The 11,518-nt window shown below is 32.4% G+C and carries 10 protein-coding genes; 9 read left to right on the top strand and 1 reads right to left on the bottom strand.

From position 1 onward, the window contains the following. Positions 1–9: 9 nt before the first annotated feature. The 8 genes from mutL to hfq all read left to right on the top strand — a co-directional run bounded on the left by mutL (position 10) and on the right by hfq (position 9,452). Complete coding sequence (mutL, locus tag P7F85_RS07470; protein WP_002465649.1) at positions 10–1,959, top strand: DNA mismatch repair endonuclease MutL; 1,950 nt, start codon at positions 10–12, stop codon at positions 1,957–1,959. A 14-nt stretch (positions 1,960–1,973) separates the two neighbouring features. After that, positions 1,974–2,507 (top strand): glycerol-3-phosphate responsive antiterminator, encoded by a 534-nt coding sequence (locus P7F85_RS07465; protein WP_002465650.1) that lies wholly within the window; start codon positions 1,974–1,976, stop codon positions 2,505–2,507. A gap of 269 nt (positions 2,508–2,776) precedes the next feature. Further along, positions 2,777–3,595, top strand: coding sequence for an MIP/aquaporin family protein (locus tag P7F85_RS07460; protein WP_002465653.1), 819 nt, complete (start codon positions 2,777–2,779; stop codon positions 3,593–3,595). Positions 3,596–3,738: 143 nt separating this feature from the next. Next, positions 3,739–5,238: a glycerol kinase GlpK gene (glpK, locus tag P7F85_RS07455; protein ID WP_002465648.1), complete on the top strand. Its 1,500-nt coding sequence runs from the start codon at positions 3,739–3,741 to the stop codon at positions 5,236–5,238. Between the two features lie 172 nt (positions 5,239–5,410). Continuing rightward, positions 5,411–7,084: a glycerol-3-phosphate dehydrogenase/oxidase gene (locus P7F85_RS07450; RefSeq protein WP_015365055.1), complete on the top strand. Its 1,674-nt coding sequence runs from the start codon at positions 5,411–5,413 to the stop codon at positions 7,082–7,084. Between the two features lie 242 nt (positions 7,085–7,326). Next, on the top strand, positions 7,327–8,262 hold the full coding sequence (locus P7F85_RS07445; protein WP_002466638.1) for an alpha/beta hydrolase: 936 nt from the start codon (positions 7,327–7,329) through the stop codon (positions 8,260–8,262). Between the two features lies 1 nt (position 8,263). Next, positions 8,264–9,262 carry a tRNA (adenosine(37)-N6)-dimethylallyltransferase MiaA gene (gene miaA, locus P7F85_RS07440; RefSeq protein WP_447158535.1) on the top strand — a complete coding sequence of 333 codons (999 nt, stop codon included), beginning with the start codon at positions 8,264–8,266 and terminating at the stop codon, positions 9,260–9,262. Then, positions 9,216–9,452 carry an RNA chaperone Hfq gene (hfq, locus tag P7F85_RS07435; RefSeq protein WP_447158534.1) on the top strand — a complete coding sequence of 79 codons (237 nt, stop codon included), beginning with the start codon at positions 9,216–9,218 and terminating at the stop codon, positions 9,450–9,452. Before miaA ends, hfq begins: the two co-directional genes overlap by 47 nt. 222 nt (positions 9,453–9,674) lie before the next feature. On the opposite strand, the gene P7F85_RS07430 is transcribed toward hfq, so the two are convergent. Continuing rightward, positions 9,675–10,151, bottom strand: a complete 477-nt coding sequence (locus tag P7F85_RS07430; protein WP_002451266.1) for a glutathione peroxidase — start codon at positions 10,149–10,151, stop codon at positions 9,675–9,677. Positions 10,152–10,260: 109 nt separating this feature from the next. Between P7F85_RS07430 and hflX the strand changes: the two genes are divergently transcribed. Next, positions 10,261–11,502, top strand: coding sequence for a GTPase HflX (gene hflX / locus P7F85_RS07425; RefSeq protein WP_002466639.1), 1,242 nt, complete (start codon positions 10,261–10,263; stop codon positions 11,500–11,502). Positions 11,503–11,518 lie beyond the last annotated feature (16 nt).

Genomic DNA, 11,518 nt, shown 5'->3' with positions numbered 1-11,518 from the left:
GTGTTGTAAATGGGAAAAATTAAAGAACTACAAACCTCCTTAGCTAATAAAATTGCAGCTGGCGAAGTAGTCGAAAGACCTAGTTCGGTTGTTAAAGAATTACTGGAAAATGCCATTGATGCCCAATCAACTGAAATAAATATTGAAGTAGAACAATCTGGTGTTGCATCGATACGCGTAGTAGACAATGGTACAGGAATAGAAGCTGATGATTTAAGTTTGGTATTTCATCGTCACGCGACAAGTAAATTAGATGCAGATGATGATTTATTTCATATTAGAACATTAGGTTTTCGTGGTGAAGCATTAGCCAGTATCTCTTCAGTATCGAAAGTAACGTTACGTACCTGTACAGATAATGAAAATGGACATGAAATATATGCTGAGAATGGTGAAATTATTAACCAAAAACCAGCTAAAGCGAAAAAAGGTACGGATATCCTTGTAGAATCATTATTTTATAACACACCGGCCAGATTAAAATATATTAAAAGTCTGTATACAGAACTAGGGAAAATAACTGATATTGTAAATCGCATGGCAATGAGTCACCCAGATATAAGGATATCTCTTGTTTCTGATGGCAAGACACTACTCAAAACGAATGGTTCTGGGAAAACAAATGAAGTAATGGCAGAAATTTATGGTATGAAAGTGGCAAAAGATCTTGTACATATCACAGGTGATACAAGTGATTACCATTTAGAAGGATATGTAGCTAGACCTGAACATTCTAGAAGTAATAAACATTATATCTCTATATTTATCAATGGTAGATATATTAAAAATTTCGTTTTGAATAAAGCTATTGTAGAAGGTTATCATACGTTACTAACAATTGGTCGATATCCTATTTGTTATATCAATATTCAAATGGATCCTATTTTAGTAGACGTCAACGTGCATCCAACTAAACTAGAAGTGAGATTATCTAAAGAAGAACAACTATATGATTTGATAGTAGAAAAAATACGAGAAGCATTTAAAGATAAAATTCTTATTCCAAAAAATGATTTAGATACTCATCCAAAGAAAAATAAAGTACTCAATAGTTTTGAGCAACAAAAGTTAGACTTTGAACGTAAACAAATTGAAGACCCAAATCGTTCACATTTATCTGAAGATGAAAAACAAGATGAATTAAGTGGATCGGCATTTGAAAAAGATAATAATCAAAATATTTCACAAGTGAATGAAGACAATGAAAGTACTTTGTTTAATGACTCTCAATATATTAAACGTAATCATAATGATCATTACTTCAATAATCAAAAAGATATTTTAAATGAATTAGATAATCAAAATGAGACACTAGAACAAGAAGAAGATCGAAATGAAAATGACATTAAAGGGGCGGTGAGTGCGTCAACACGACGACGTGTACCATATATGGAAGTTGTCGGACAAGTTCATGGCACATATATCATTGCTCAAAATGAAAATGGCATGTTTATGATTGATCAGCACGCTGCTCAAGAACGCATCAAATACGAATATTTTAGAGAAAAAATTGGCGAAGTAACAAATGAAGTTCAAAACTTGTTAATTCCAATGACATTTCATTTCTCAAAAGATGAACAATTCATTATCGATCAGTATCAAGAGGAATTAGACAGAGTTGGCGTACACCTTGAACATTTCGGAGGACATGATTATATTGTTAATAGTTATCCAGTTTGGTTTCCAAAAGCAGAAGCGGAAGAAATCATCAAAGATATGATAGAACTCGTATTAGAAAATAAAAAAATTGATGTGAAAAAAATGCGTGAAGATGCAGCAATAATGATGTCTTGTAAAAAGTCGATTAAAGCTAATCATTATCTTAAAAATAATGAGATGGCAGATTTAATTGATCAATTGCGTGAAATGGAAGATCCATTTACATGCCCGCACGGAAGACCCATTATCATTAACTTTTCGAATTACGAATTAGAAAAATTATTTAAACGTGTAATGTAGAGAGGAGCAATCATTTGAAAGAAAATATACTCCCAGCAATTAGAAATATGAAAGACTTAGATAAGCTAATTAAAACCGAATATAAATCATGTGTACTGTTGGATATGCATATCGGTCATCTTAAAAGTATATTAGATCTGTTAAAAAATAAAGGTATTGAATGTTATATCCATATTGATTTGATCAAAGGTTTAAGTCATGACGAATATTCTTGTGAATATATTATTCAACAGTATAAACCTAAAGGCATTGTTTCAACTAAGACTAAAGTGATTAAAAAAGCAAAGTCACTAAATACTTTAACTATCTTTAGAGTGTTTATTATTGATAGTCAAGCTTTGAGCCGAAGTATTGAATTAATACAAAAGGTACAACCAGATTTCGTTGAAGTTCTACCAGGCATCGCACATAAGGCAGTAAGATGTATTCAAGAAGAGACAAATACATCTGTAATTGCAGGTGGATTGATTAGTGAAGTATCTGAAGTAGAAGAGGCCATTAATAATGGTGCAGAATATATTACAACAAGTAATCAAAAATTATGGTAACAATGAAATAGCAACTTTTATTATGTAAAGGAATCAGTCGAACTTATGAGTCGCTGATTCCTTTTTATATATCAAAAATGAGTTGAGTAATGAGGATTGAAATGAAATAATTTTGACAAATTTATAACAAAAATATTGACAACGCTTACAACATAACTGTAATATATAACCAAGTTATTAAAAGTTAATATTAGAACAGAGAAGGGGAGATTTCTGCAGCTTTATAACGTTGTAGGGGTCTCCCTATCTATTTTGGGAGGAATAGTTATATGAATGCTTATTTAGCAGAGTTTTTAGGTACGGCCATCCTTATACTTTTTGGTGGCGGCGTTTGTGCTAACGTTAATTTAAAACGTAGTGCTGGTAATAACGCTGACTGGATTGTTATCGCTACAGGATGGGGTTTAGCCGTTGCAATGGGTGCATTTGCAGTTGGTAAATTTTCAGGTGCACATTTAAATCCAGCAGTTACTATCGCGTTAGCAATGGATGGTGGATTTAGTTGGGCACAAGTTCCAGGATACATCGTTTGCCAAATGCTTGGAGGTATCGTAGGTGGTGCTCTAGTATGGTTAATGTATTTACCACATTGGAAAGCAACAGAAGATCAAGCAACAAAATTAGGCGTGTTCTCAACAGCCCCTGCAATTAAAAATTATTTCGCAAACTTTTTAAGTGAGATTATTGGTACAACAGCTTTAACATTAGGTATTTTATTCATCGGTGTAAATAAAATCGCCGATGGTTTAAATCCATTAATTGTTGGTGCTTTAATTATTGCAATCGGGTTAAGTTTAGGTGGTACAACAGGTTATGCAATCAACCCTGCTCGTGACTTAGGTCCACGTATCGCACATGCCATTTTACCGATTGCTGGTAAAGGTGGTTCAAACTGGTCATATGCTATTGTACCTGTTTTAGGTCCAATCTCTGGTGGTATGTTAGGTGCAGTCATTTATGAAGTATTTTATAAACAAACATTTAATGTAAGTTGTGTAGTTGGTATTATTTTAGTTATCATTACATTAGTATTAGGTGTGGTTTTAAATAGAACTTCTAAAAGTAACGATATTGAATCAATCTATTAATCAAGATAAGAAATATCTTATTTTTAGCATGTGATATTAAAAAATTGCATATAAATTAACATGATGTGTTGATATATGATATAAGTAATTATCATTAAAATACTTTAAATAATATTGAAGACATCAAAAGGAGTCAAATACCTATGGAAAAATACATTTTATCAATAGACCAAGGAACAACTAGTTCAAGAGCTATTTTATTCAATAAAGATGGCGAAATTAAAGGTGTAGCACAAAGAGAATTTAAACAACACTTCCCACAATCAGGTTGGGTAGAGCATGATGCGAATGAAATTTGGACTTCAGTGTTATCTGTTATGGCAGAAGTAATGAACGAACATAACATTAGAGCAGAACAAATCGAAGGTATTGGTATTACAAACCAACGTGAGACAACAGTTGTTTGGGATAAAAATACTGGTCGACCAATTTACCATGCAATTGTTTGGCAATCTCGTCAAACTCAAAGTATTTGCCAAGAATTGAAAGATCAAGGTCATGAAGCATTATTCCGTGACAAAACCGGTTTATTATTAGACCCATATTTTGCAGGAACAAAAGTCAAATGGATTTTAGATAATGTTGATGGTGCACGTGAAAAAGCTGATAATGGCGATTTACTATTTGGAACAATTGATTCTTGGTTAGTATGGAAATTATCTGGTAAAGAAGCACATATCACAGACTATACAAACGCAAGTCGTACATTAATGTTCAATATCCATGACTTAAAATGGGATAAAGAATTATTAGATATTTTAGAAGTACCTGAAAGTATGCTACCTGAAGTTAAACCTTCAAGTGAAGTTTATGCACATACAGTTGATTATCATTTCTTTGGTCAAAACGTACCAATTGCAGGTATCGCTGGTGACCAACAAGCTGCCTTATTTGGTCAAGCATGTTTCGACAAAGGTGACGTGAAAAATACTTATGGTACTGGTGGATTCATGTTAATGAACACTGGTGAAGAAGCAGTTAAATCTGACAGCGGATTATTAACTACTATCGCATATGGTATTGATGGTAAAGTAAACTACGCTTTAGAAGGTTCTATCTTTGTTTCAGGTTCAGCTATTCAGTGGTTACGTGATGGATTAAGAATGATTAATTCAGCACCACAAACTGAAAACTATGCGACTAGAGTAGACTCAACTGAAGGTGTATACGTTGTACCAGCATTTGTTGGATTAGGAACACCTTACTGGGATTCTGAAGCTAGAGGCGCTATCTTTGGATTAACTCGTGGTACTGAAAAAGAACACTTCATTCGTGCAACATTAGAATCACTATGTTATCAAACTCGCGATGTAATGGAAGCAATGTCTAAAGATTCAGGTATCGAAGTTCAAAACTTACGAGTTGATGGTGGCGCAGTTAAAAATAACTTTATCATGCAATTCCAAGCAGATATTGTTAATACACCTGTAGAAAGACCTGAAATTCAAGAAACAACGGCACTTGGTGCTGCATACTTAGCAGGTTTAGCAGTTGGATTCTGGGAAAGTAAAGATGACATTGCTAACAGATGGAAACTTGAAGAAGAATTTGAACCAAAAATGGAAGAAGAACAACGTACTAAGCTTTATAAAGGTTGGAAAAAGGCTGTAGAAGCTACACAAGTATTTAAATTAGAAGATTAGTCTTTGGCAAATTAATAAATTGTAAGCATGAGATAGACTAGATTTTCTTATTTATGTTATACTTGAAACAAGTTAATAAGGAAATCGAGAAATGAGAGATTTATTCGTACAATTAAATGGTAATTGTGGGATAAGTCTCTCTTTTTTTATACTAAATAGGAGGCGTTGAATTATGGGTTTATCAACACTAAAAAGGGATCACATTAAGAGAAATTTAAAGAATGAAGAATATGACGTTGTTATTATTGGTGGCGGAATTACAGGTGCAGGTATTGCATTAGATGCTAGTAATCGTGGCATGAAAGTTGCTTTAGTAGAAATGCAAGACTTCGCTCAAGGGACTAGTTCACGTTCTACAAAATTAGTACATGGTGGGTTACGTTATTTAAAACAACTACAAGTAGGCGTTGTAGCTGAAACTGGTAAAGAACGTGCAATTGTTTATGAAAATGGTCCACATGTAACAACACCAGAATGGATGTTATTACCTATGCATAAAGGTGGTACATTTGGTAAATTTACAACTGCCATTGGTTTAACAATGTATGATCGTTTAGCAGGTGTTAAAAAATCTGAACGTAAAAAAATGCTTTCTAAACAAGATACAATTAATAAAGAGCCTTTAGTGAAGCAAGATGGATTAAAAGGTGGCGGTTATTACGTTGAATACCGTACAGATGATGCAAGATTAACTATTGAAGTGATGAAAAAAGCAGCTGAAAAAGGTGCTGAAATCATTAACTATACAAAATCAGAACACTTTACTTACGATTCAAATAAAAAAGTAAATGGTATTGAAGTAGTAGATATGATTGATAATGAAACATATCCTATCAAAGCTAAAAAAGTAATCAATGCATCAGGACCTTGGGTAGATGAAGTAAGAAGCGGTGACTATGCACGTAATAACAAACAATTACGTTTGACAAAAGGTGTTCACGTGGTTATCGATCAATCTAAATTCCCATTACAACAAGCAGTTTACTTTGATACAGAAAAAGATGGTCGAATGATTTTTGCGATTCCTAGAGAAGGGAAAGCATATGTAGGTACTACAGATACTTTCTATGATAATGAAAAAGCAACACCATTAACAACGCAAGAAGATAGAGATTATTTAATAGATGCGATTAATTACATGTTCCCAACAGTTGATGTAAAAGATGAAGACATCGAATCAACATGGGCTGGTGTACGTCCATTAATTTTAGAAGAAGGTAAAGACCCTTCAGAAATCTCTCGTAAAGACGAAGTATGGGAAGGCGAGTCTGGCTTATTAACAATCGCGGGTGGTAAATTAACAGGATACCGTCATATGGCGTTAGAAATTGTTGATTTATTAGCTAAACGTCTAAAAAAAGAATATGGTTTAACATTCAAACCATGTGCGACTAAAGAATTGAAAATTTCTGGTGGTGACGTTGGTGGTAGTAAAAACTTTGACCACTTTGTTAAACAAAAAGTAGACGCTGCTAAAGGTTTTGGTATTGATGAAGATGTAGCATACCGTTTAGCAAGTAAATACGGTTCAAATGTTGATGATTTATTCAACATTGCTCAAACTGCGCAATACCATACTAGTAAATTACCATTAGAAATCTATGTAGAATTAATTTATGGTATCCAACAAGAAATGGTATTTAAACCAACTGACTTCCTTGTACGTAGATCAGGTAAATTATACTTCAATATTGATGATGTATTACAATATAAAGATGCAGTTATCGATGTATTAGCAGATATGCTTCAATATAGTGAAGGTCAAAAACAAGCTTATACTGATGAAGTGAATAAAGCGATTGATGAAGCACAATCTGGTAACAACCAACCAGCAGTTAAAGAATAATTAAAATTAATTTTAAACTACTAACATTGAGTTTTTTATCTCAATGTTAGTAGTTTTTTTTATATGAAATGTTATAATTGTCATACATGCTTATGAGCCAAAAAATATATCTGAATGTGAATTGTTAACTCAATATGCATACAATTTGATTCCGATGTTATCAAAAGGTATATTGAATATAATATGTATGTTTATATTAATAAACATGATTAATGAAGATAAGAAGTTTTGGGGGTATATGCGTGAGTCAAAGTCAATTCAACATTACAGTCAAAGATGGAACAATGATTGAAGTGAAAATAGATAAAGCTAATAATGAAACGATTGGTATTGTCCATCTTTTTCATGGTATGGCTGAACATATGGATCGATATAATGAGTTAGTTAAAGCATTAAATTTACAAGGATATGATGTGCTCAGACATAATCATAGAGGTCACGGTAAAAATATAGATGAAAATGAAAGAGGCCACTTCAATGATATGACACAGGTTGTTGACGATGCATACGAAATAGTAGAAACCATTTATGATAGCCATTTTGAACTACCTTATATTGTGTTAGGTCATTCAATGGGGTCAATCATTGCAAGACTATTTGTAAAACAATACCCTCAATTTGCAAATGGTCTCATATTAACAGGCACAGGTATGTTTCCTAAATGGAAAGGCATACCCACTATGGTTTTATTGAAATTAATCACTATTATTTTAGGTAAAAGACGTCGAGTTAAATGGGTTAACCAATTAATGAATAAATCATTTACTAAAAAGATTGATCAACCTCAAACAGAAAGTGACTGGCTATCTACCAAAAGAGAAGAAGAGAACAAATTTATCGATGATGAATATTGTGGATTCAGAGTATCTAACCAACTGATTTATCAAACAGTTAAATATATGATGGACACTGCCAATGTTAAATCATTAAAGCAGATGAATCACAATCTACCTATACTATTAATTTCAGGCAAAGATGATCCCTTTGGAGAATATGGTAAAGGTGTTAAAAAACTAGGTAAGATTTATAAAAAAGCAGGAATCAAACACATAACTGTGCAATTATATAAAAATAAACGCCATGAAATATTATTTGAAGATGATTATTTAACAACTTGGCAACATATGTTTGAATGGATTAAAAAGCAAATATTAAAGAAAAATAAAGTGAGTGAATAAGATGAGTAATACAGATAAGCCATTTCTAGTTGTAATTGTAGGACCAACGGCGTCTGGAAAAACAGAATTAAGCATAGAATTAGCAAAACGATGTAATGGAGAAATTATTAGTGGCGACTCTATGCAAGTATATAAACAAATGGATATTGGTACTGCTAAAGTTATAAAAGAAGAAATGGACGGTATTCCCCATCATATGATTGATATATTGAATCCTGATGACACATTTTCTGCTTATGATTTCAAACAACGAGCAGAAAAGTGTATCAATGATATTATTCAAAGAGGTAAGACACCGATTGTTGCTGGTGGAACTGGATTATATATTCAATCTTTACTTTATAATTATCAATTTGAAGATGAAACCGTTTCAGAAGAGAAAATGAAAGAGGTTAAATCTAAATTAAATGAATTGGCGAATTTAAATAATAATGAATTACATGAATATCTTAATTCATTTGATCCTGAATCAGCTGACAATATACACCCTAATAACAGAAAAAGAGTATTGAGAGCGATAGAATATTATTTAAAAACAAAAAAACTTTTAAGTTATCGCAAGAAAGTTCAACAATTCACTGAAAATTATGATACATTATTAGTAGGGATTGAAATGTCGCGTGAAACATTATATGAAAAAATAAATAAACGTGTTGATATTATGTTGAGCCACGGATTATTTAATGGAGTGCAACACTTAGTTGAACAAGGCTATGAGTCAAGTCAAAGTATGCAAGCAATTGGGTATAAAGAATTAATACCTGTTGTAAAAGGGAATATGGATTTACAGTCAGCTATTGATAAGTTAAAACAGAATTCGCGAAAGTACGCGAAACGTCAATTGACTTGGTTTAAGAATAAAATGAACGTTCACTGGTTAGATAGAGAAAATATGTCACTTCAAATGATGTTAGATGAGATTACACCCCAAATAAATAAAAGGAGTACTGAACATGATTGCAAACGAAAACATCCAAGATCAAGCACTAGAGAACTTTAAATCAGAAAAAACAGAAGTCACTGTGTTCTTTCTAAATGGTTTCCAAATGAAAGGAACAATTGAAGATTTCGACAGCCAAGTGATTCGTTTAGTTTCACAAGGAAAACAACATCTGATTTACAAACATGCGATCAGCACTTTCATGATTGATGATGAAAACGAATTAGCATCAGAAACATCTGAAGAATAAGACATAATTGAAGTGCAGTAAAGCACAAATCAAAATGAACGTCGCAATAGTTACATAGAAGAGAAAAAGATTTATTGGTTCTAATTAGTGCTTTATCGTATTAAAGATTGTAATTCAAAAAAGCTTCATTTAAAGTAAGCATTCGCGTTTATCTTGTCGCCTTTGCTCATCACTTTAAATGAAGCTTTTTCATGTTAAATTTATTAGTTCAAGTTTGATATTTTATAGAAGTTTTTCGATTTCATTTTCTAATTGTGCAGGTTTCTTCTGCGGAGAAAAACGTTTAACTACATTACCGTCACGATCTATTAAAAACTTAGTGAAGTTCCACTTAATTTTTTCATTAAACATTCCTTGTTGTGCATCAGTAAGGAAGCGGAATAACGGATGTTGATGTTCTCCTTTAACATCAATTTTTTGATGGATAGGGAATGTTACACCGTAATTTAATTTACAGTTTTGAGCAGCTTCTTCACCCGATCCAGGTTCTTGACCACCAAATTGATTACAAGGAAAGCCTAAAATAATAAATTTTTGATCTTTATATTTTTCATAAAGCTTTTGTAACCCTTCAAATTGTGGTGTGAAACCACATTCACTTGCAGTATTTACGATTAACATCACATAATCTTTATAATCTTCTAACTTATATGTTTCTCCTGTATTCTTTTCAACAACGAAGTCATATATATTTTCCATAAGATCACCCTTTCGAATTAATTACAATTTAACATAATATTGACGAATAGTCTTTATATTGGCACTATGATAAAATATTTAAGAACTAAAATAAAAGGAGATGTATATCATGGCACAGCTATCAACACATGATACAAAGAAAAAATTAGAAACGGCTGTACTAATCGGTGTACATGCTCAAAACGATAATGAATTTAATTTTGAATCTACTATGGAAGAATTAGAAGCGCTCTCAGAGACATGCCAATTAAATGTTAAAGGTCAAATCACTCAAAACCGTGAACAAGTTGATCACAAATACTATGTTGGTAAAGGTAAAATTGAAGAAATTCAAGCTTTTATAGAATTCCATGATATAGATGTCGTTGTGACTAATGATGAATTAACGACAGCTCAATCTAAAACATTAAATGGCAATTTGGGCATAAAAATTATCGATAGAACACAGCTAATCCTTGAAATTTTTGCTTTAAGAGCAAAAAGTAGAGAAGGTAAGCTACAAGTAGAATTAGCACAATTAGACTATTTATTACCACGATTACAGGGACATGGTCGTAGTTTATCAAGACTTGGTGGTGGCATTGGTACACGTGGTCCAGGTGAGACGAAGCTAGAAATGGATCGTCGACATATCCGTACAAGAATGAATGAAATCAAGCATCAATTACAAACTGTTGTTGAGCACAGAGACAGATACCGTAGTAAACGTGAACAGAATCAAGTCTTTCAAATTGCATTAGTAGGATACACTAATGCTGGTAAATCATCATGGTTTAATGTGTTAGCCAATGAAACAACATATGAACAAAATCAATTGTTTGCAACATTAGATCCTAAAACTCGGCAGATACAAATCAATGAAGGATTTAATTTAATTATTTCGGATACAGTTGGATTTATTCAAAAATTACCTACAACGCTAGTAGCTGCATTTAAATCAACTTTAGAAGAAGCTAAAGGTGCAGATTTACTTTTACATGTGGTAGATGCAAGTCATCCGGAGTATCGCTCTCAATATGATACTGTCAATCAACTTATTAAGCAGCTAGATATGAATCAAATTCCACAATCAGTGATTTTTAATAAAAAGGATCAATGTCCAAGTAATATGGACTTACCAGTTTCTGAACAACCTTATGTATTTGTTTCAAGTAGAGATGAATCAGATAAAGATAAAGTGAAAAATTTATTAATCAATCAAATTAAGCATAGTTTAACGTATTACGAGGAGACAGTACCAAGTTCGGATGCAGATCGACTTTATTTCTTAAAACAACATACACTCGTCAGTGAACTCAATTTCAATGAAAAAGACGAGTCTTATGAAATTAAAGGATATAAAAAAATATAAAAAGGAAGTTAGCAAG

It is taken from the genome of Staphylococcus sp. aM (genome assembly GCF_052975125.1).
This window is presented reverse-complemented; position numbering and strand designations above follow the sequence as displayed.

Bases quoted from the DNA above. Each gene is read 5' to 3' on its own strand.
- miaA (WP_447158535.1), top strand. From the start codon at position 8,264: ATGAGTAATACAGATAAGCCATTTCTAGTTGTAATTGTAGGACCAACG.
- hfq (WP_447158534.1), top strand. From the start codon at position 9,216: ATGATTGCAAACGAAAACATCCAAGATCAAGCACTAGAGAACTTTAAA.
- P7F85_RS07460 (WP_002465653.1), top strand. From the start codon at position 2,777: ATGAATGCTTATTTAGCAGAGTTTTTAGGTACGGCCATCCTTATACTT.
- P7F85_RS07430 (WP_002451266.1), bottom strand. From the start codon at position 10,151: ATGGAAAATATATATGACTTCGTTGTTGAAAAGAATACAGGAGAAACA.
- hflX (WP_002466639.1), top strand. From the start codon at position 10,261: ATGGCACAGCTATCAACACATGATACAAAGAAAAAATTAGAAACGGCT.
- P7F85_RS07450 (WP_015365055.1), top strand. From the start codon at position 5,411: ATGGGTTTATCAACACTAAAAAGGGATCACATTAAGAGAAATTTAAAG.
- mutL (WP_002465649.1), top strand. From the start codon at position 10: ATGGGAAAAATTAAAGAACTACAAACCTCCTTAGCTAATAAAATTGCA.
- glpK (WP_002465648.1), top strand. From the start codon at position 3,739: ATGGAAAAATACATTTTATCAATAGACCAAGGAACAACTAGTTCAAGA.